19 protein-coding genes are annotated in these 19,173 nt (G+C 71.7%); 9 read left to right on the plus strand and 10 right to left on the minus strand.

Features of this window, described 5'->3' with window-relative positions; genetic code table 11:
* Position 1 precedes the first annotated feature (1 nt).
* Complete coding sequence (locus tag AB0I43_RS12225; protein ID WP_357431917.1) at positions 2–1,546, plus strand: glycosyltransferase family 39 protein; 1,545 nt, start codon at positions 2–4, stop codon at positions 1,544–1,546.
* Positions 1,547–1,552: 6 nt separating this feature from the next.
* On the opposite strand, the gene AB0I43_RS12230 is transcribed toward AB0I43_RS12225, so the two are convergent.
* A complete protein-coding gene (locus AB0I43_RS12230; RefSeq protein WP_357431919.1) occupies positions 1,553–2,731 on the minus strand; it encodes a serine hydrolase in 1,179 nt (392 codons plus the stop codon).
* A gap of 96 nt (positions 2,732–2,827) precedes the next feature.
* Here AB0I43_RS12230 and AB0I43_RS12235 point away from each other — a divergent pair, with 96 nt between their 5' ends.
* Together AB0I43_RS12235 and AB0I43_RS12240 are read left to right on the plus strand one after the other, a co-directional pair.
* Positions 2,828–3,511: a TetR/AcrR family transcriptional regulator gene (locus tag AB0I43_RS12235; RefSeq protein WP_356970407.1), complete on the plus strand. Its 684-nt coding sequence runs from the start codon at positions 2,828–2,830 to the stop codon at positions 3,509–3,511.
* 5 nt (positions 3,512–3,516) lie between these two features.
* Positions 3,517–4,071 (plus strand): TIGR02452 family protein, encoded by a 555-nt coding sequence (locus AB0I43_RS12240; RefSeq protein ID WP_356970405.1) that lies wholly within the window; start codon positions 3,517–3,519, stop codon positions 4,069–4,071.
* Here AB0I43_RS12240 and rarD read toward each other — a convergent pair.
* Positions 4,068–4,973 carry an EamA family transporter RarD gene (gene rarD, locus AB0I43_RS12245; RefSeq protein WP_357431921.1) on the minus strand — a complete coding sequence of 302 codons (906 nt, stop codon included), beginning with the start codon at positions 4,971–4,973 and terminating at the stop codon, positions 4,068–4,070. The genes AB0I43_RS12240 and rarD overlap by 4 nt on opposite strands.
* A gap of 106 nt (positions 4,974–5,079) precedes the next feature.
* Here rarD and AB0I43_RS12250 point away from each other — a divergent pair, with 106 nt between their 5' ends.
* Entirely contained in the window at positions 5,080–7,491 is a 2,412-nt protein-coding gene (locus AB0I43_RS12250) for an HAD-IC family P-type ATPase (RefSeq protein ID WP_356970401.1), read from the plus strand.
* An 84-nt stretch (positions 7,492–7,575) separates the two neighbouring features.
* Positions 7,576–8,394: a PhzF family phenazine biosynthesis protein gene (locus tag AB0I43_RS12255; RefSeq protein WP_357431923.1), complete on the plus strand. Its 819-nt coding sequence runs from the start codon at positions 7,576–7,578 to the stop codon at positions 8,392–8,394.
* Positions 8,395–8,436: 42 nt separating this feature from the next.
* On the opposite strand, the gene AB0I43_RS12260 is transcribed toward AB0I43_RS12255, so the two are convergent.
* On the minus strand, positions 8,437–9,093 hold the full coding sequence (locus tag AB0I43_RS12260) for a response regulator transcription factor (protein ID WP_357431925.1): 657 nt from the start codon (positions 9,091–9,093) through the stop codon (positions 8,437–8,439).
* Positions 9,090–10,442, minus strand: coding sequence for a sensor histidine kinase (locus AB0I43_RS12265; protein ID WP_357431927.1), 1,353 nt, complete (start codon positions 10,440–10,442; stop codon positions 9,090–9,092). The genes AB0I43_RS12260 and AB0I43_RS12265 overlap by 4 nt, the downstream gene beginning before the upstream one ends.
* Positions 10,443–10,575: 133 nt before the next feature.
* On the opposite strand from AB0I43_RS12265, the gene AB0I43_RS12270 reads away from it, so the two are divergent.
* Entirely contained in the window at positions 10,576–12,624 is a 2,049-nt protein-coding gene (locus AB0I43_RS12270) for an MMPL family transporter (RefSeq protein ID WP_357431929.1), read from the plus strand.
* Between the two features lie 164 nt (positions 12,625–12,788).
* Here AB0I43_RS12270 and AB0I43_RS12275 read toward each other — a convergent pair whose 3' ends face one another.
* From AB0I43_RS12275 to lspA, 3 genes are read right to left on the minus strand one after another with little or no spacing between them, the layout of a single operon-like run.
* Positions 12,789–13,502: a hypothetical protein gene (locus AB0I43_RS12275; RefSeq protein WP_357431931.1), complete on the minus strand. Its 714-nt coding sequence runs from the start codon at positions 13,500–13,502 to the stop codon at positions 12,789–12,791.
* Complete coding sequence (locus tag AB0I43_RS12280) at positions 13,495–14,421, minus strand: RluA family pseudouridine synthase (protein WP_357431932.1); 927 nt, start codon at positions 14,419–14,421, stop codon at positions 13,495–13,497. The genes AB0I43_RS12275 and AB0I43_RS12280 overlap by 8 nt, the downstream gene beginning before the upstream one ends.
* On the minus strand, positions 14,418–15,038 hold the full coding sequence (gene lspA / locus AB0I43_RS12285) for a signal peptidase II (protein WP_356970387.1): 621 nt from the start codon (positions 15,036–15,038) through the stop codon (positions 14,418–14,420). The genes AB0I43_RS12280 and lspA overlap by 4 nt, the downstream gene beginning before the upstream one ends.
* A 119-nt stretch (positions 15,039–15,157) precedes the next feature.
* Between lspA and AB0I43_RS12290 the strand changes: the two genes are divergently transcribed.
* From AB0I43_RS12290 to AB0I43_RS12300, 3 genes are all read left to right on the plus strand, one after another.
* Positions 15,158–16,105 carry a hypothetical protein gene (locus AB0I43_RS12290; protein WP_356970385.1) on the plus strand — a complete coding sequence of 316 codons (948 nt, stop codon included), beginning with the start codon at positions 15,158–15,160 and terminating at the stop codon, positions 16,103–16,105.
* Positions 16,093–16,812, plus strand: a complete 720-nt coding sequence (locus tag AB0I43_RS12295; protein ID WP_356970383.1) for a hypothetical protein — start codon at positions 16,093–16,095, stop codon at positions 16,810–16,812. The genes AB0I43_RS12290 and AB0I43_RS12295 overlap by 13 nt, the downstream gene beginning before the upstream one ends.
* 99 nt (positions 16,813–16,911) lie before the next feature.
* The gene (locus AB0I43_RS12300; protein WP_356970381.1) at positions 16,912–17,376 is read left to right on the plus strand and encodes a VOC family protein; all 465 of its coding nucleotides are present in this window, start codon (positions 16,912–16,914) and stop codon (positions 17,374–17,376) included.
* Here AB0I43_RS12300 and AB0I43_RS12305 read toward each other — a convergent pair.
* From AB0I43_RS12305 to AB0I43_RS12315, 3 genes are read right to left on the minus strand one after another with little or no spacing between them, the layout of a single operon-like run.
* Positions 17,373–17,804 (minus strand): Rieske (2Fe-2S) protein, encoded by a 432-nt coding sequence (locus tag AB0I43_RS12305; protein ID WP_357431934.1) that lies wholly within the window; start codon positions 17,802–17,804, stop codon positions 17,373–17,375. The genes AB0I43_RS12300 and AB0I43_RS12305 overlap by 4 nt on opposite strands.
* A 16-nt stretch (positions 17,805–17,820) precedes the next feature.
* Complete coding sequence (locus tag AB0I43_RS12310) at positions 17,821–18,396, minus strand: DUF6529 family protein (protein WP_356971380.1); 576 nt, start codon at positions 18,394–18,396, stop codon at positions 17,821–17,823.
* The gene (locus AB0I43_RS12315; protein WP_356970378.1) at positions 18,386–19,027 is read right to left on the minus strand and encodes a hypothetical protein; all 642 of its coding nucleotides are present in this window, start codon (positions 19,025–19,027) and stop codon (positions 18,386–18,388) included. The genes AB0I43_RS12310 and AB0I43_RS12315 overlap by 11 nt, the downstream gene beginning before the upstream one ends.
* Positions 19,028–19,173 lie beyond the last annotated feature (146 nt).

The raw sequence follows: 19,173 nt of genomic DNA on the forward strand, positions 1-19,173 counted from the left end.
GATGCGCGCTGCCACCCAGGACACCCGATCCCCGGACGCGCCGGCGTCGCTGGCCTGGCGCGAGCTGTCGATCCTGATCGGGGTCTGCGCGGTGCTGCTGCTGGCGCGGCTGGGGCGCTATCCGCTCTGGGGCGACGAACTGTATCTGGTTCCGGCCGGGCGGCATCCGTCCTGGAGCTACGCCGACCAGGGGCCGCTGGTGCCGTTGCAGGCCGCGCTGTCGGACCTGGTGGCGCCCGGTTCCGCTGTGCTGCTTCGGCTCCCGGTGGTCGCGTTGACCGCGGCCACTCTCCTGCTCGCCGCGGTGATCGCCCGGGAGCTCGGCGGCGGCCGCGCCGCGCAGCTGATGGCGGCGTTCGGCTATCTCTGCACGCCGTTCGCGGTGCAGCAGTCCGCGGCGCTGAGCACCTTCGCCTACGACGCGGCGCTGGTCGCGCTGCTGGGCTGGCTGGTGATCCGCTGGGTGCGCACCCGCCGGGACGTGCTGCTGCTCGGCGCGGGAGTGGTTGCGGCCGTGGACTTCCAGGTGAAATGGCTGGTGCCGGCGGTCTGGCTGCTGCTGGGGGCCGGGGTCCTGCTGTTCGGGCCCCGGGAGGTGCTGCGGCGCCCGGCGCTGTGGGCCGGTTCGGCGATCCTGGCCGCGGCGGCGGTTCCGGCCGTGCTGTGGCAGGCCCGGCACGGCTGGCCGCAGGCGGGCATGGGCGCGCAGATTCGCGCGGAACAGGTGACGATGGCCGACGGGCAGTTCGTCTCGGTGCTGCGCGAGCTGGTGCTGACGACCGGGCCGACCGGACTCCTGCTGCTGCTCGGGATCTGGGCGGTGGCCCGGTCGCCGCTGCTGCGCCCCTACCGTTTCCTGCTGCCGTTCGGGGTGGTGCCGCTGCTGGCCGTGCTCGTCGGCGGCATGCGGCCGTACTACCTGGGCGACGGGTTCGCCATCTTCGCCGCGACGGGCGCGGCCTACCTGGCCGCGCTGGGCAGGCGGTACCGGCTCGATCGGCTGCTGCCGGCCTATTTCGCGCTGGGCACCGTCGTCGTGGTGGCCGCGGTGTGCGTGCTCCCGCTGCCGCAGTCGTGGCTGCACGGGCCCGCGGTGCGCAACGGCGACATGGCGATTCGCGCCCAGTTCTTCGGGCTGCGCGGCTGGCCGCAGCTGGTGGACACCGTCACGGCCGCCGTCGCCGGCCTGCCGGCGGAGCAGCGCGCCGGTGTCGTCGTGGTGACCCAGAACTACTGGCAGGCCAGCGCGCTGGAGGTGCTCGCGCGGCGGGACCTGCCGCCGGTGTACAGCCCGAGCCGCGGGTACGGCTACTTCGGGCCGCCGCCGGACGCGGCGACCCGGGTGCTCTACGTCGGCGGCGACAGTCTCGCCGCGCCGCTGGCGACCCGGTTCGCGACGGTCGCCCTGCTGGCCCGGCTCGACGATCCCACCGGTTTCCAGGGCGTGAACCACGGGATGCGGGTCTGGTATTGCACCGGCCCGCAGCGCCCGTGGTCGCAGACCTGGCCCGAACTCATGTCGTTGCGCATCGAGCACGGAACCTGAGCGGGGTCAGCCGCGCAGCGCGTCGGCGACGGCGCGGAAGGCGTGGATCGCCTCGCCCATCGTCGCCTCGGAGTTCAGGTCCTCGCTCGCCTTGACGATCACCAGGCCGTCGCGCGGTGACACGTAGACGAATTGGCCGAGGATGCCGACCGCGGCGTAGTCGCCGCGATCGCCGTCGCCGAGCCACCACTGGTAGCCGTAGCCGTAGGTGTTCTCCACGGCCGCGGGCTTGTCGGGGCGCAGATGGCCGGGGCGCAGGTAGGGCTCGGTGGCCCGGGTGGAGTCGCGGATCCACTGGGCGGGCAGCACCTGCCGGTCACCGGCGCGGCCCTCGCGCAGATACAGCAGGCCGAAGCGGGCGAAGTCGCGGACGGTGGCGTGATAGCAGCAGTAGGCGATCGCGTTGCCCGCGTAGTCCGAGCCCGCCAGCGCCGGCGTTTCCATGCCCGCGGGCTGCCAGATCCGTTCCCGCACATAGTCCGGCAGCGTCCGGCCGGTGGCCCGCGCGACCACCCAGCCCAGCACGAAGGTGTCCATCGAGTCGTAGTTCCAGCGGGTTCCGGCCGGGCGTTCGCGCCGGATCTCGCGTGCCTGGTCGGTGAGGGCGGTCCCAGCGACCATGCGGATCGTGGTGGCGGTGGAACCCTTGGTCGGGTCGGCGTAGTCGGTTTCGTCGTAGCTGGTGCCCGAGGCCATGCGCAGCACATCGCGCAGGGCGACTCCGGCGTAGCCGCTGTGCGCCAGCTCGGGTAGGTACTTCGTCACCGGGTCGTCGAGGGAAGTGATGCGGCCCTCGGCCAGCGCCGCGCCGACGGCGGCGGAGGTGATCGACTTGCCGACCGACCACGAGTTGAACCGGCTGCTCGCGGCATAGCCGCCGAAGTAGCGCTCGTCCAGGATCTGCTCGCCCCGCAGGACCAGGTAGCCGCGGGTGGACGTGCGCCGCAGGAAATCGCGCACGGTCCGGACCCGGCCGTCGTAGACGTACTCGGCGTCGATCTCGCGCAGCCCGTCGGTGCGCAGCGGCTCGGGGCGGTGCGCCGCGGCGAGGGTGTCGGTCCGGTAGAAGGGGACGTGGGGTAGCAGCGGCAGGGGGAGCGCGCGATCCTCCGCGTGCGCCGGGACGGCGGCCAGGCCGGACAGCAGCGCCGCCGACACCGCGACGATCAGGCTTCGTTTCCTCATGGGCAGATCTCCGTTTCGCGTCGAGCTGCCGGAATGCAACCATCGATCACCAGTGGTGTCAACAGTGGTGACTATTGCTGTCGGTATGCTTGCGCGGTGCCGGACTCCTCGCCCGCCCCCGCTCGAAAGCGTCGTGCGCGCGGCCATCTCACCCCCGAGCGCATCGTCGAGGTGGCGATGGGGATCATCGAGCGCGACGGCTCCGAAGCCCTCACCTTCCGGCGGCTGGGCGCCGAACTCGGCGTCGACCACACGGCGGTGCTGCGGCACTTCCGCGGCAAGGACGAGCTGATGCTGGCGCTGGCCGACCGCGTGATGGCCGAGGCGCTGGACGGCATCGAGAACACCGACGACTGGCGCGCCACCCTCACCGATCTCGCCCAGCGCATCCGCCTGGCCTGCCGGGCGCACCCCCAGGTGGCCGTCGCCGTCTCCGGCCGTACGGGCCGGCGGGAGTCGGAGTTCGCCGGCGCCGAGATCGTCATCGGCGCGCTGTTGCGCGCCGGCCTGCGCGGTCGCGAAGCCGCCTCCTGCTACCGCGCCCTGGTCGAGGTGGCCCTGTCCTACTCCGCCATGGAAGCCACCCTGCTCACCCTCCCGCCCGAAGCACTGGCCCGCGACCGCGAAGCCTGGGGCCGCGAATACCTCGCCCTCCCACCCACCCGTTTCCCCAACATCGCCGCCGTCGCCCCCCACCTCGCCGAAGTGGACGACGAGGACCAATTCACCGTCGCCCTGGACCTGTTCCTCGACGCCATCGAACTCCGCGCCCGCCGCTGATCTGGTTGCTGAATTTCGCGTCCGCGCGTAATCCCGGCGGCGGGTATCTGCGGGGCGCCCGGGCGCAGGAAGAGGATCTGTGCCGTAGCGCGCTCCTCTACCGCTGTTTGCTGGAAGCGCCGGATTACTATGCGGCGCATCGTGCTTCGGCGGATCTGCGCTACTCCCACCGGGTGATCTACTCGCCCGCGGTCCCGGTGATCCGGGACGGCCGGGGCGAACTGCTGGCCCGGCCGTACCCGGTGTCGTTCCTCACCTCGCCCGCGCCCAACGCGGGCCAGCTGCGGTTGCGGTCGGAGCGGCCGGTGCCGGTGCGCGCCGAGTTGGACGAGCGCGCCGCGCGGGTGCTGGCGATCGCGGCCCGGCACGGGGTGCGGGATCTGGTGCTCGGCGCCTGGGGCTGCGGCGTGTTCCGCAACGATCCCGCCGAGGTGGCCGCGGCGTTCGACGCGGCGCTGCGGGTGCACGGCGCGGCGTTCGGCCGCGTGGTGTTCGCGGTCTGGGGCCGGGAACCGGTGACGCCGAACCGGACCGCGTTCGAGCGCCGGTTCGGGCGCTAGACGGGTTCGACCGGCTGGGTGGCGCGGCGGGTGTTGCGGGCGCGACGCAGGGCGTCGGTGGTGAAGATCGCCAGGGCGGCCCAGATGAGGGCGAAACCGGCCCAGCGCGAGGGCGGCATGGGCTCGTGCATGACGGCCACGCCCCAGGCCATCTGGAGGGCGGGGGTCAGGTATTGCAGCAGGCCCATGGTGGACAGGGGCACGCGCTGGGCGGCGACGGCGAACAGCAGCAGTGGCACCAGGGTGACCGGCCCGGTGGCCAGCAGCAGACCGGTATGGGCTGGGCTGGAAGCGAATTCGGTGCGGCCGGAGAACACCAGGTACCCGATGAAGATCAGGGCGAACGGAGCGGCGACGATGCCCTCGGCGGCGATGCCGCGCAGGGCGTCCAGCCGGATGACCTTCTTCATCAGCCCGTAGGTGGCGAACGAGCAGGCCAGGATCAGCGCGATGAACGGCGGACGCCCGTAGTCGACCGTCAGCACCGCCACGGCCAGCGCGCCCAGCCCCAGCGCCGCCCACTGCGCCCGGGACAGCCGCTCGCGGAAGATCACCACCCCGAAGGCCACGGTGACCAGCGGATTGATGAAGTATCCGAGCGCGCACTCGACCACGTGCCCGCTCAGCACGCCGTAGACGTACACGCCCCAGTTCAGCGACAGCGCGAACGAGGCGACGGCGGCCAGGCGCCAGGTCTTGGCGTCGATCCCGGCGAGCCCGCGCAGCTGCCCGGTCAGGGCCAGCACGAGCAGCACCACGACCAGCGTCCACACGATGCGCTGCGCCACCACCTCGACCGCGTCGGCGAAGGCCAGCAAGCCGAAGAACGCGGGGAACAGGCCCCAGATCAGGTATGCGCCTGTTCCGAAGACCACCCCGGGAGCCGATCCGATACGCCGCACACCGTGCACGCTACTGCCCGCGTGGCCCTGCGGTCATCCCATAATCCGCCGACTCCCCGCGCGGCACGGCGGCGCGGCGAATGCGACACGCCTTAGGCTGGCTGGCATGTCGACAACCGTGCAGGCTCGCGACGCCAGCGGACTGACCGCGGCGGAGGTGGAGGAGCGCCGCCGCGACGGGCGCACCAACGATGTGCCGGACCGGGCCAGCCGCTCGGTCCGCGACATCGTGCGCGCGAACGTGTTCACCCGCATCAACGCCATTCTCGGCGTCCTGTTCGTGCTGGTGCTGGCCACCGGCTCGCTGATCGACGGCATGTTCGGCCTGCTCATCGTGGCCAACAGCGCCGTCGGCATCATTCAGGAGGTGCGGGCCAAGCGCACCCTGGACCAGCTGGCGATCGTCAGCCAGGCCAAGCCCACGGTGCGCCGCGACGGCAAGGCGGCCGAGATCGCGCCGCGCGAGGTGGTGCTCGACGACCTGATCGAGCTGGGCCCCGGCGACCAGATCGTGGTCGACGGCGAGGTCGAGGAGTCCGCGCAACTGGAGGTGGACGAGTCGCTGCTCACCGGTGAGGCCGACCCGGTGGACAAGCCCGAGGGCGCCGCGGTGATGTCGGGCAGCTACGTGGTCTCCGGGTCCGGCGCCTACCGCGCCACCAAGGTCGGCAAGGACGCCTACGCGGCCAAGCTCGCCGAGGAGGCCAGCAAGTTCACGCTGGTGCACTCCGAATTGCGCAGCGGCATCGACAAGATCCTGAAGTTCATCACCTACCTGCTGATCCCGGCGGGCCTGCTCAGCATCTACAACCAGCTGGTCTCCAGCGGCGAGTCCTGGCGGCCCGCGGTCACCGGCATGGTGGCCGCGCTGGTGCCGATGGTGCCCGAGGGCCTGGTGCTGATGACCTCGATCGCGTTCGCGGTCGGCGTGGTGCGGCTGGGGCAGCGGCAGTGCCTGGTGCAGGAACTGCCCGCGATCGAGGGCCTGGCCCGGGTGGACGTGGTGTGCGCCGACAAGACCGGCACGCTCACCGAGAACGGCATGCGCCTGTCCGACATCAAGGTGCTCGGCGACGCCGACGAGGCCGAGGTACGAAACGCGTTGGCCGCCATGGCCGCCAACGACCCGCGCCCGAACGCCAGCGTGCAGGCCATCGCCGAGGCGCTGCCGGACGGCCCCGGTTGGCCGCAGACGGCGGTGGCGCCGTTCTCCTCGGCGAAGAAGTGGAGCGGGCAGTCCTTCGGCGAGCACGGCGACTGGCTGCTGGGCGCGCCGGACGTGCTGCTGGACTCCGCCTCCGAGGATGCCCGCCAGGCCGAGGAACTCGGCTCCTCCGGCCTGCGCATCCTGCTGCTCGGCCGCAGCGATCGCCCGGTCGACGCCGCGGACGCGCCCGGCACCGTGCGGCCCGCCGCGCTGGTGGTGCTGGAGCAGAAGGTCCGTCCCGACGCCCGCGAGACGCTCGAATACTTTGCCGAGCAGAACGTTTCGGTGAAGGTGATCTCCGGCGACAACGCCGTGTCGGTGGGCGCGGTCGCCGCGTCGCTGGACCTGCCCGGCGGCGACAACGCCATCGACGCCCGCAAGCTGCCCGAGGATCAGCAGGCGCTGGCCGACGCGCTGGACGAGCACACCACCTTCGGCCGGGTCCGCCCGGATCAGAAGCGGGCCATGGTGGGCGCCCTGCAATCGCGCGGGCACACCGTCGCGATGACCGGCGACGGCGTGAACGACGTGCTGGCCCTGAAGGATTCCGACATCGGCGTGGCCATGGGCGCGGGCAGCCCGGCGACCCGGGCGGTGGCCCAGATCGTGTTGCTGGACAACAAGTTCGCCACCCTGCCCTACGTCGTGGGCGAGGGCCGGCGGGTGATCGGCAATATCGAGCGCGTCTCGAATCTGTTCCTCACCAAGACGGTCTACTCGGTGCTGCTGGCGTTCCTGGTCGGCGTCGCCGGCGTCGGGTCGCAGATCTTCCACTACGAGGCGCTCGGTTACCCGTTCCTGCCCCGGCACGTCACGATCGCGGCCTGGTTCACCATCGGCATCCCCGCGTTCGTCCTCTCGCTCGCCCCGAACAACGAGCGGGCCCGCACCGGCTTCGTCTCGCGGGTGATGCGGCAGGCGGTGCCGTCCGGCATCGTGATCGGCGTGGCCACCTTCATTGCCTACCTGATCGCCTACGAGGGGCCCGACGCCTCGGAAACCGAACGGGTGCAGGCGAGTACGACGGCGTTGATCACCCTGATCATGATCGCGGTGTGGGTGCTGGCCATCGTGGCGCGGCCGTATGTGTGGTGGAAGGTGGTGCTGCTGGGCGCCTCCGTGGCGGCCTACGTCTTCCTGTTCTCCACGCCGTTCACCCGTGAGTTCTTCAAGCTCGATCCGTCCAATGTGCGGCTGACCACGGCGGCGTTCGCGTGCGGTCTGGTCGGCATCGTCCTGGTGGAGGCCGGGTGGTGGATCAGCGCCAAAATGCGTGGTGAGCAACCCCATCTGCTGCCGCCCACCCCCTGATCGCCTACTGGACGATCGACCCGGCGCGCCCACGAGAAGCCTTGTGCGCAAGGGCGATTGGGGGTTGGAGTACCTTCAGCGACTATGGAGGTATTGCTGCACCAGATCGACGCGTTCACGGACGCACCGTTCTCGGGCAACCCGGCCGCGGTCATGCCGTTGCCGGGCTGGTTGCCCGATCAGTTGCTGCTCGACCTGGCGCGGGAGAACAACCTCGCCGAAACCGCCTTCTACACCTCGCACTTACCCCCGGAAGCGGGTCCGCCGCCGGGGGAGGGGCCGGCGTTCCACCTGCGCTGGTTCACCCCCACCGTCGAGGTCGAGCTGTGCGGTCACGCCACCCTGGCCACCGCCGCGCAGATTTTGGAGGACATGCACCCCGGTCTGGACCGGGTCGATTTCTTCACCCAGAGCGGCTGGCTGCGGGTGGAACGCACCGACGACGACGAGTACGTGCTGGATCTGCCCGCCCTGCCGTCCACCGAGACGGAACCGGATCCGGCGCTGGTGGCCGCGCTCGGCGTCCGGCCGGTGCGCGCCTACACCGGCTTCGACGAGATCCTGGTGCTCGGCTCCGAGGACGAGGTGCGGGCCGCCACACCGGATTTCGCGGCCTTCCCGCCGCTGCGGTTCGACGCGGTCATCACCGCGCTGGGCGACAGCTCCGACATCGTCTCGCGGGTGTTCGGCCCGGCGCTCGGCATCGCCGAGGATCAGGTGACCGGTTCCGCGCACGCGCAACTGGTCCCGCTGTGGTGCCGCGAACTCGGCCGCAACCGCATCACCGCGCGCCAGCTCTCCAGCCGCGGCGGATCGCTGCGCGGCGAACTCGACGGCGATCGGGTGTACCTGTTCGGCCGCTGCCGCCGCTATCTCGACGGCGTCGTCACCCTGCCCGACTGACCTACCCACCAGCAGTAGCTCCCCGTGGGAGCTACTGCGTCCCTAGTTCGCCGGGGTGACCAGCCCCGCCTGGTAGGCGGCGATCACCAGCTGCACCCGGTCGCGGGCGAGCAGCTTCGCCAGGATCCGGCTGACGTGCGTCTTCACCGTCAGCGGGCTCACCACCAGGGTTTCCGCGATCTCGGCATTGGTCAGCCCCTGGGCGACCAGCACCAGCACATCCAGTTCGCGCTCGGTCAGCGCGCCCAGGTTCGGCCGCGGGGCGGGATCGGGCACCGCGCGTACCCGGGCGATCACCGCGGCGGTGGCGCTGGGGGAGAGCAGCGCTTCGCCCGCCGCGACGGTCCGGATGGCGTCCAGCAGCGCCGCCGGTTTGGTGTCCTTGATGAGAAAGCCGCTGGCCCCGGCCCGCAGCGCCGCGAGCACATTGTCGTCGGTGTCGTAGGTGGTGAGCACCAATACCCGTACGCCCGAGAGGTTTTCGTCGGCGGCGATGAGGGTGGTCGCGGCGATGCCGTCGAGGTCGGGCATCCGGATGTCCATCACCACCACGTCGGCCCGTGCGGTGCGCGCCAGCTCGACCGCGGCGCGCCCGGTTCCGGCCTCACCCACCACCGTCATGTCCGGAGCCGAGGCGACCAGCATCGCGAACGCGCCGCGCACGAGGGTCTGGTCATCGGCCAGCAGCACCCGGATCATGCTCGGCCTCTGGGCTTTTCGACGCCGATCGGTGCGTCGGCGGCCACATGGTCGGTCGAGTCGCCACGGCGCGGCAAGCTGTCCGCGACGGCCGGAGCTCCGGCGGTGCCGGCAACGGCCGCGGTGCCGACCGGCTCGGTCGCGCGCGGTCGCGCCCCGGTGGCGCCGGTCACGGTCGAGCCGCCCCCGGCGGCGGCGAGGGCCGGATCGGCGACGGGCAGGTCGGCGGTCACCGTGAAGCCGGTCGGCGACCCGGCGACCCGCACCGTGCCGCCGATGGCCGCGGCGCGCTCCCGCATGCCCCGGATGCCGAAACCCGGTGCCGGGTCCGTGGTTCCGGTGCCGTCGTCGCTCACCCGGATGACCAGCCGGTCCGGATGATAGGCCAGGTGCACGGTGGTGTGCTCGGCGCAGCCGTGCTTGGCGACATTGGTCAGCGCCTCCTGGATGATGCGATAGCCGACCATCTCCACGGCGGGCGTGAGCCGGCGGGCCGGGCCGGTGGTCGCGAATTCGACGGCGACACCGGCGGATTCGGCCAGCGCGGCCAGCGCGTGGATCTGGGCGAGCGCGGGCAGCGGCCCGCGCGCCTCGGTGCTGGCGGTGCGCAGCACGCCCACGGTGGCGGCGAGTTCGGTGCGGGCGTCCGCGCACGCGCCGGTGATGGTGTCCAGCGCGGCGAGCACGGTGCGCTGATCGGCCTGCCGTTCGGTGACCAGGTGCGCGGCCACTCCGGCCTGCACCTGGATGACGGTGATCGTGTGCGCCAGCAGATCGTGCAGGTCGCGGGCGATCCGCAGCCGCTCCTCGCCGACCTGCCGGCGCGCCTCCTCGTCACGGGAGCGTTCGGCGCGCTCGGCCCGGTCCAGCACCTCGGCGATGTAGGCGCGGTGCAGCCGGACCGCCTCCCCGGCCACGCACGCCAGCACGATCCAGCCGATCGCGCCGAACGCCTCTATCGCGATGTTCTCGTCCTGCTCCCCGGACATCAGGATGCCCGCGAGACCGAAGAACAGCACCGTGACCACCATGACGGCCGTGCGCCGCCGGTTGCCGAACCGGGCCACCGTGTACAGCGCCACGATGGTCGCCGGAATGACGGCCTCGTGCGGGAATTCGGCGGCGTGATAGGGGATGATCGCCATCAGGTGAACGGCGAGCACCGGCACCGGAGCGTAGGTGCGCGCGGCCAGCGGCAGCGTCGCGGCCGCCAGCAGCGCCGCGCCCAGCGCGTCGAACTCCCGGAACCCCGGCAGCAGCGGCGCGGCGACCAGCTCGGCGACCAGCAGCAGCACCGCCAGTGTGCCGTCGCCCCACCAGGCGCGTGCTCGTCCTCGATCGATACCCATCCCCGTCATTGTCGGGCAGCGCGCCCACCGCCGCGTACTCCGCGCGGAGTATTCGCAAGTGCCCTCCCCGGGCGGACGTTTCCGCCGCCCGTTCCCGCGACGCTGCTCCCATGTCCGGAACAAGGAGACAGTGATGGGGATGAAAGCAAGGGCAGCGCTGCTGCTCGGTCTGTGGGTGGCGGTGCTGGCCGCGCTGCTGCCGTTCGCCGCCCGCCTCGACGACGTGAAGTCCGACAAGGAAACCGACTATCTGCCCGCCGCCGCGCATTCGACGCTGGCGGCCGAACTGGAGGCCACGCTGCCCGGCGGCACGTCGAACGTCTTCCTGGTGGTGTACGAGCGGGACGGCGGCGTCACCGCGGCCGACCGGACCGCCGCGGCCGCCCACTACGCCGCCCTGCGCGCCGAATACGGCAGTGCCACCGGGCCGGAGCAGCCACTGTCGTCGAACGACGGCCGCGCACTGATGTTTCCGGTGCTGGTCGACCAATCCCACGGCGAGACAGCGGAATACATCGAGCAGTTCCGCGCGCGGGTGGCCGAGCATCCGGCCGGGCTGACGGTCCAGGTCACCGGACCGGGCGCGCTCTCGGCGGATTTCGAGGGCGCGTTCGAGGGCATCGACGAGCAGTTGCTGATCGTCACGGCGCTGGTGGTGACGGTGATCCTGCTGCTGACCTACCGCAGCCCGCTGCTGTGGCTGGTGCCGCTGCTCGCGGTGGCGGGCGCGAACATCGCCGCCATGGCCGCGGTCTACGGCCTGGCGAAGGTCTTCGACGTCACCGTCAACGATCAGGGCGCGGCGGTGCTGACCATCCTGGTGTTCGGCGTCGGCACCGATTACGCGCTGCTCATCGTCGCCCGGTATCGCGAGGAACTGCACCATCGCGCGGAGGTAGCGGGCGCGATGCTCGCGGCCCTGCGCAGCGCGGTGCCCGCCATCGCGGCCTCGGCCGCCACGGTCAGCCTGGGCCTGCTCTGCCTGCTCGCGGCCGACATGAACAACATGGCCGGGTTGGGGCCGGTCGGCGCGGCCGGGATCGTGTGCACGCTGCTGGTGATGGTGACCCTGTTCCCCGCCCTGCTGGTGCTGTGCGGGCGGCGCATCTTCTGGCCGCGAATCCCGCACGCGCAGAACGCGGTCGGGACGGGAACAACCCTGTGGGATCGGGTGGGCTCGAGCATCGCCCGGCGGCCGGTGGCTGCGGCACTGGCCTCGGTGGCGGTGCTGGCCCTGCTCGGACTCGGCCTGCTCGGCAACACCGAACCACTGTCGCGCGCGGACCAATTCGTGACGACACCGGAATCGGTGACCGGGGCGCGCACGCTGGCGGCGCATTTCCCCGAGCGCGCCGGCACTCCGCTGCTCATCATGACGCCGAACAGCGCCCGCGCGGCGGTGCTGCGCGCCGCCGAGGCCGACCCCGGCATCGGCGCCGCCGAAGCCGGGCGCACCGGACCGGAATACTCCGAGATCACCGCGATCCCGAGGGCTTCCGCCGACTCCCCGGCCGAGTACGCGACGATCGAACGCCTGCGCGCCGCGTTGCCCGCGCTCGCCCCGGGCACCGTGGTCGGCGGCCCGAGCGCGTCGAACCTCGACATCGCCGACGCGTCGCAGCGCGACCGCTGGGTGGTGATCCCGTTGGTGCTGCTGGTGGTGACGATCGTGCTGGGCCTGCTGCTGCGGGCGATCGCCGCACCGATCGGCCTGGTGCTGACCGTGGTGCTGTCCTTCGGATCCGCCCTGGGGGCAAGCGTTTTCCTGTTCGAGCACCTCTTCGGGTTCGCGGGCCTGGACGCCGGGTTGATCCTGCTGGCGTTCCTGTTCCTGGTCGCCCTCGGCGTGGACTACAACATCTTCCTGGTCAGCCGGGCACGGGAGGAGGCCCAGCGGCACGGCACCCGCGCCGGGATGCTGCGCAGCCTCGCGGTGACCGGCGGCGTCATCACCTCGGCCGGCGTCGTGCTGGCCGCGACCTTCGCGGTGCTGGTCACGCTGCCGCTGGTGGCGCTGGCGCAGATCGGTTTCGTGGTCGCCTTCGGCGTCCTGCTCGACACCCTGCTGGTCCGCTCGATCCTGGTTCCGGCGCTCGCGCTGATCGCGGGTGATCGCGTCTGGTGGCCGGCCCGGCTGCCGGAACCGGCTCCGCGCCGGGAGGCGGAATTGGTTGCCCGGTAACAGCATCGGCTCGGTGCCGGTGGCGTGCGTCGCGCGGCCACCGGCACCGGCCTGCTGTTTCGTGCGTCTTACCCGGTGCGGCAGGCGGTCTGCCTCGGCGTTCGACCGCAGCCGGAAGCCGGGTTCGTTCCTGTGCGCGACGTCGCTGATGCCCGGTGGCCGGGTTACCGCTCGGGGACCGGGCCGTCGTCGGGCAGTGGGGCAACGCGGTCGGTGTAGACCGGCAGCAGGGGGCTGACCGCGAAGTGCCCGTCGACCGCGTCCGCGGGCAGCGCCTCGACCGCGCGCACCTCGTTGCCGAGCGCGCGCAACTGCGGCAGCGTGCCGCGCACCACCAGACCGACCGTGCAGGCGCACCCCTCCCGCAACCGCGCGATCGAGACCGTCGTGACCCGCAGGGCCCGGTCGTCGAGCACGCCCGCCGACCGGTCGTGCGCCAGCTGAGCTTCGAGCTGCCAGGCCGCGTCGCCCGCCGAGGCGACGGCCACGCCGTCGCCCGCGGGCACCCCGACCGTCACGATCGGAGTCTGCACGCGCGGCAGCGGAACCCGGTGCAGCACTTGCCCGATGCGCAATCCGCCGCTGTGCGCGGGGATCTCCGCCGGCACGAGCTCCCGGGTGAACGACACCAGGGCCCAGCGTTCCCCGCTCTCCTCGCCCCGCAGCGAATCCCGGGCTCGCGCGAGATAGTCCGCGACCGTCTCACCCTGCTCCGGCCCCAGCCGATCGGTGCCGACCCCGAGCGGACGCGGCGGATTCAGCGCGCCGAGCACGAACATCAGCGCCACCGCCCCGGCCGCGGCCGCCCCGGCCAGCGCACCGCGCCGCACCCGGGCGCGCCGCTCCGAACCGGTTGCCGCGCCGAGTCTTTCAGGCATTCCGCAGAACGTCCAGCGCGTGCTTCAGGTCGTCGGGGTACTCCGACTCGATCTCCAGCCAGCGCCCGTCGGCCGGGTGATGGAACCCGAGCGTCTTGGCGTGCAGCCACTGCCGCTCCAGGCCCAGCCGCTCGGCCAACCGCGGATCGGCCCCGTAGGTCAGATCGCCGCAGCAGGGGTGCCGGATCGCGGAGAAGTGCACCCGGATCTGATGCGTGCGCCCGGTTTCCAGATGAATGTCGAGCAGGCTCGCGGCCTGGAACGCCTCGAGGGTGTCGTAGTGGGTGACGCTGGGCCGGCCGTCGGCGGTCACCGCGAACTTCCAGTCGTTGCCGCGCGCCCGCCCGATCGGCGCGTCGATGGTGCCGCTGGACGGATCGGGATGCCCCTGCACCAGCGCGTGGTATCGCTTCTCCACGGTGCGCTGCTTGAACGCCCGCTTGAGCACCGTGTACGCGTGCTCGGACTGCGCGACCACCATCACCCCGGAGGTGCCCACGTCGAGCCGGTGCACGATGCCCTGCCGCTCGTGCGCGCCCGAGGTGGAGATGCGGTAGCCGGCCGCCGCCAGCCCGCCCACCACGGTCGGCCCGCTCCAGCCGACGCCGGTGTGCGCGGCGACGCCGACCGGCTTGTCCACCGCCACGATGTCGTCGTCGGCGTAGAGGATCTTCATGCCCTCCACCGGCGTGGCCTCGATCGTCAACTCGCGCTTGGGTTCCGGGAACTCGACCTCCAGCCAGGCGCCGCCGATCAGGCGATCGGACTTGCCCGCGGCCACGCCGTCGAGCTGCACCGAACCGTCCGAGGCGAGCGCGGCCACCGCGGTCCGGGACAGTCCGAGCAGCCGGGACAGGCCCGCGTCCACCCGCATGCCGTCGAGCCCGTCCGGCACGGGCATGGACCGGGTCTCCCTCATGCCGTCTTCCCTTCGCTCGGCGCGTCGACCTCGGGCCGGTCGTCCTGGCCGTGCCGGGTGCCGTCCGGTTCGAAACCGAAGATCGTCAGCGCCACCAGCAGGATCGCGCCGCACACGATCGCGGAGTCGGCCACGTTGAACACCGGCCACCAGCCGATCGCCACGAAGTCCACGACGTGGCCCTGCAGCGGGCCCGGCGCGCGGAACAGCCGGTCGATCAGATTGCCGAGCGCGCCGCCGAGCACCATGCCCAGCCCGATCGCCCACCACAGCGAGCGCAGCGTGCGCCCGATCCGGATGACGCCGATCACCACACCGGCCGCGACCAGCGTCAGCAGCCAGGTCATGCCGGTGGCCATGGAGAACGCCGCGCCCGGGTTGCGCACCAGGGAGAAGCGGGCCCAGTCGCCGATCAGGTAGACCGGATCGCCCGGCGTGAGGTTGGCGACCGCGATGGTCTTGGTCAGCAGGTCCAGCCCGAGCAGCACCGCCGCCAGGCCCAGGAGGATGTACAGCCGCCGCGGCGCGGGTTCGGATTCGGGCACGGCTGGCGCCGCCCCGTCGGTCGGTGGCTGGGTATCCTCGGGCGGCCGGTCGTCACTCACGTCGATCATCATCTCTCAGTCTCCTGCACGCGATGCATCGCGCCTCCGCGCGGGCGTGTTCGCGGCCCCGGCAACTGCGGAAACGTGTTGCTCAAAGCCGCCACTCAGGAAGCGGTCGTACGCTGTCGGTTGTGACGGTGTTGTCTTCCCCCCACGCTCCCCGGGTCGCGCGTTCCGGTGTGCTGCTCGTGGTGCTCGCGCTCGGGTTCTCGGCGTTCGGTGTCGGCTGCGCCGACGATGGTGAGACGGCCGCGGTGTCCGACGGCACCGAGCCGCTGGGTATCGGGAAGGAAGTCACCGTCCCGATTTCCGAGGCGGCCGCGACCCTGGTCTCCCCGGGCGCCGAGCCGCGCGCGGTGCTGCGCCCGAGCTACCCGGCCGGCACCACCCAGCAGGTCACACTGCGCACCGAGCACCGGATCCAGCAGCAGATCAATGATCAACCGGTGCGCGATTTCTCGTCCTCGCCGATGACCATCCCGATGACGGCGCAAGCCAACGGCGACGGGTGCGACCTCACCCTCGGCGCCGTCACCAGCTCCGATCCGGCACTGGCCAAGGCGCTCACCGCGGCCGACGGATCGCACGCCGGCTTCGAGTTCAACGACGACGGCGCGATCACCGCACTGCGCTTGGCGCCCTCGCCGGACACCTCCAACGCCGCCCGCGCCGCGTTGGAACAGGCCTTCTATCAAGCGGTCTACCGCTCCATCATGTTCCCCGACGAGGCGGTCGGCGAGGGCGCGGTGTGGACGGTGCACCAGGAGGTCGACGGCGGCGTCACCCTCGATCAGGTGACCACCGCGACGCTCACCCATCGCGAGGACAACCGGCTCACCATCGATCTCAGCGTCACCCAGACGCCGAAGTCCAAGGTGTGGTCGCTGCCGAACAACGCGGGCACGCTGACCATCCAGGATTACGTGATGCAGGGCCAGGGCACCATCACCGTCGATCTGGGCTTGCCGCTGCCCGTGTCCGGCATGATCACCGTCGGCGGGCACCAGGCCTACAGTGATCCGCACAGCAAGAGCGATCTGCAGCAGACGATCACCACGCAGGTCTCGTGGACCGAGTGACCCGCGGCCTCGGCCTGGTGCTGGCCGGGGTGGGCGCCGCGCTCGCGGGCTGCTCCTCGGACGACCCGGCCCCCGAATCCGGCCTGCCCGCGTTCGGTCCCGTCGTGGCCGCCGCGCCCGCCGCCGGGGAACCGCTCACCGATTCCGACGTCCTGCTCGCCCGGCTGCTCGACCCGGCCGATCTGCCCGCGGGATACTCGCCGTCGGGCGCCTCGCGCTCCGCCGACCTGCCGCTCGGCGATCCGCCGCCGACCACGCCCGCGGGCTGTGAGCGGGTGATGACGCCGATCGGTGAACAGCAGTCCCAGGCGCGCGCCTGGAACTTCATCGGCTACAGCGGCCCGAACTTCTCCAGCATCGATATCGACGCCGCGAGCTACCCGGCCGACCAGGTGGGCGCCGCCTTCGCCGCGGTCCAGCAGACGCTGCGCGGCTGCACCGCCTACTCCGGTACCGACACCGACAAGACCCGCATCGATTTCCGGCTCGGCGCGCTCGAACAGCCGCCCGCCGGTGACGCCAGCGCCTCCTACCGGCTGCACACCAGCAGCGAGGGCGTCGACCTGGTCACCCTGGTGACGCTGGTGCAGGTCGGGCCCACCCTGGCCCAGGTGTCGGTGACCGGGCTGGACCAGGTCGATCCCGGCACGCTCACCGCGGTCACGGCGGCCCAGGTCCGCCGCCTGCGCGGGGTCGCGGGGCCCTGACGGGCCCGGATCTAGATCATCGGGTCGAACCGGCCATTTCGCCCGGACCCGGGCATAGGCTCGCATTTGTCACCCGTTCGACCCGACCGGAGGTCTCTCATGTCCGATGTCAAGGCTGTTCCCGACGGTTACCCGGTGGTGTCGCCGGGTCTCGCGGTCGATGGCGCCGCCGCCGCCATCGACTTCTACAAGCAGGTGTTCGGCGCCTCGGAGCGCATGCGCATGCCCCGCCCAGACGGCAAGATCGCGCACTGCGAACTGACGCTCGGCAACTCGCTGATCATGCTGGGCGACCCGGCGCCGGAACTGGATTTCCGCGACCCGAAGACCGTCGGCGGCACACCCGTCAACCTGCACGTCTACGTCGAGGACGCGGACGCCGCCTTCACCGCCGCGCTGGCGGCCGGGGCGCGCGAGCTCACGCCCGTGACCACCCAGTTCTACGGCGATCGCAGCGGCGCGTTCGAGGACCCGTGGGGCCACCGCTGGACCGTGGCCACCCATGTCGAGGACGTACCGCCCGAGGAGATGGACCGGCGCATGGCCGAGATGTTCAGCAGCTAGCCCTCGATGATCGAATCACCCTCCACCCGAATACTCTTCGACTTCAGCGGGCGGGTCGCCGGGCCGGCGGCGACGGCGCCGTCCAGGCCGAATTTGCTCCCGTGGCAGGGGCAGATGATGGTGCCGCCCGCGATCTCGGTGACCTTGCAGCCGGCGTGCGTGCAGGTGGTGTCCAGCCCCACGAACTGGCCCGCGGTCGGCTGGGTCAGCACCGTGTTGCCGACGATCTTGCCGCCGCCGACCGGGATGTCGGCGGTCTTGGCCAGGCCGCTCGCGGTGCCGGCGGGCCCGGGCTGTGCCGGTTCGGTGGGCGCGGGCGCGGGGGAGTCGTCCTTGCCGTAGGTCGAGCAGGCGGTCAGGGTCGCGGCGGCGGCCAGCGCGCCCGCGCCGGCTACCACCGTGCGGCGATTCAGATCGGGCAGGGTCATCGCGGAAGCTCTTTCGTTAGAAGGTCAGGCCGTTGTTGAGGAAGAACCACAGCGCCGAGGTCAGCCAGACGAACGTCAGCCCGCTGAACAGCACGCCGCCCGCGACCGGAATCACCCAGCCCGGCAAGCCTTTCCGGGTGAGCAGCAGCATCTTCGCGACGAACGCGCCGTAGAAGAAGCAGCCGAACAGCGAGTGCAGCAGCACCCGCGTCGTCGAATCCTGGTAGCCCAGGGCGTAGAGACAGTGCACCGCGACCGGGACGGTGGCCAGCACTGCCAGCCGCCCGGACCACACGTGCGCGGGCCCGGTCCAGGACGCTCCCGCCAGCGGGCGGATCCGGCCGTACAGCGCCGCCGCCGAGAACACCTGGAACAGCGCCAGCGCGAAAGCCAGTGTGGCCAGCCAGGTCTTGACCGCCGTCGGGCTGGAGAACCCGGCCACGTTCACAGAGAAGAACCGCGGGTCGTGCACTTTCGCGTAGACCCCCAGGATCACCGCGACCGCGGCGCCCGCCAGCAGCGGGAGCACGATCGCGGCCGGGCCGGCGGGGCGGACCCGGCGGACCGTGGGCGCGTTGGGATCAGCCGACACTGTCACCACCACTTACCTTGGTCGCGGTTATCTTCCGGCCGTTCACGACCGCTGTCGCGTCGGCGTTCAAGGGCGCGGCCGGAGCGGTGCTGCCGTCGGCCGCGCGCTGCACGCCGGTCACCGCGCCGGTGCCGTCCACGATCCAGCTCTGGCGCACCCCGTCCGCGCTGTAGACGTAGAGCCCGGCGGGCTGGGTGACCGGCAATGCCGTGAAATCCCACTGCTTTCCGCCGATCGCGAGGCTGCCGTTGACCGCCTTGCCGTCGTGCGTGCCGGTCAGCGTGGCATCGTTCTTGCCGGTCAGTTTCAGCGCGCCGTTGGTGGCGGTGCCCTGGAGCCAGGATTCGACGGTCTTGCCGTCGCAGGCGTAGGCGATCGCCTTGTCGCCTTCGACGGTGATCTCGACCGTCATCGTGCCGCCCGCGGCCAGCGGGATCGTGCCCACGTAGTCGGCGTTCGCCGGGAACGGCGTCGCCCGGGGCGCCGCACTGGTCGGCGCGGCCGTCGCGCTCGCGGGCGAATTCGGCGGCGCGGCAGCGGGTTCGGTGTCCTTGGACATATTGACCACCAGCAGGACCAGACCCAGCACGGCCACCGCCGCCAAGGTCAGCCACGGCCCGAGACGTTTCATCAGTACCCCACTGTCATTGCCGGGCAGCCGCGTCCGGTCGCCGCACGCGCCGAATACGTCTGTTTCGCATTGTGTACGCGGCGGCGGGGACCGGTGGTTCAAACCGGCATTCGCGCGGGGGCTATCCCGGCATGTCGCCGTTGGCG

The organism is Nocardia sp. NPDC050435 (assembly GCF_040655395.1).
GTDB lineage: Bacteria > Actinomycetota > Actinomycetes > Mycobacteriales > Mycobacteriaceae > Nocardia.

Bases quoted from the DNA above. Each gene is read 5' to 3' on its own strand.
- AB0I43_RS12225 (WP_357431917.1), top strand. From the start codon at position 2: ATGCGCGCTGCCACCCAGGACACCCGATCCCCGGACGCGCCGGCGTCG.
- AB0I43_RS12230 (WP_357431919.1), bottom strand. From the start codon at position 2,731: ATGAGGAAACGAAGCCTGATCGTCGCGGTGTCGGCGGCGCTGCTGTCC.
- AB0I43_RS12250 (WP_356970401.1), top strand. From the start codon at position 5,080: ATGTCGACAACCGTGCAGGCTCGCGACGCCAGCGGACTGACCGCGGCG.
- AB0I43_RS12255 (WP_357431923.1), top strand. From the start codon at position 7,576: ATGGAGGTATTGCTGCACCAGATCGACGCGTTCACGGACGCACCGTTC.
- AB0I43_RS12260 (WP_357431925.1), bottom strand. From the start codon at position 9,093: ATGATCCGGGTGCTGCTGGCCGATGACCAGACCCTCGTGCGCGGCGCG.
- AB0I43_RS12265 (WP_357431927.1), bottom strand. From the start codon at position 10,442: ATGGGTATCGATCGAGGACGAGCACGCGCCTGGTGGGGCGACGGCACA.
- AB0I43_RS12270 (WP_357431929.1), top strand. From the start codon at position 10,576: ATGGGGATGAAAGCAAGGGCAGCGCTGCTGCTCGGTCTGTGGGTGGCG.
- AB0I43_RS12275 (WP_357431931.1), bottom strand. From the start codon at position 13,502: ATGCCTGAAAGACTCGGCGCGGCAACCGGTTCGGAGCGGCGCGCCCGG.
- AB0I43_RS12280 (WP_357431932.1), bottom strand. From the start codon at position 14,421: ATGAGGGAGACCCGGTCCATGCCCGTGCCGGACGGGCTCGACGGCATG.
- lspA (WP_356970387.1), bottom strand. From the start codon at position 15,038: ATGATGATCGACGTGAGTGACGACCGGCCGCCCGAGGATACCCAGCCA.
- AB0I43_RS12300 (WP_356970381.1), top strand. From the start codon at position 16,912: ATGTCCGATGTCAAGGCTGTTCCCGACGGTTACCCGGTGGTGTCGCCG.
- AB0I43_RS12305 (WP_357431934.1), bottom strand. From the start codon at position 17,804: ATGACCCTGCCCGATCTGAATCGCCGCACGGTGGTAGCCGGCGCGGGC.
- AB0I43_RS12315 (WP_356970378.1), bottom strand. From the start codon at position 19,027: ATGAAACGTCTCGGGCCGTGGCTGACCTTGGCGGCGGTGGCCGTGCTG.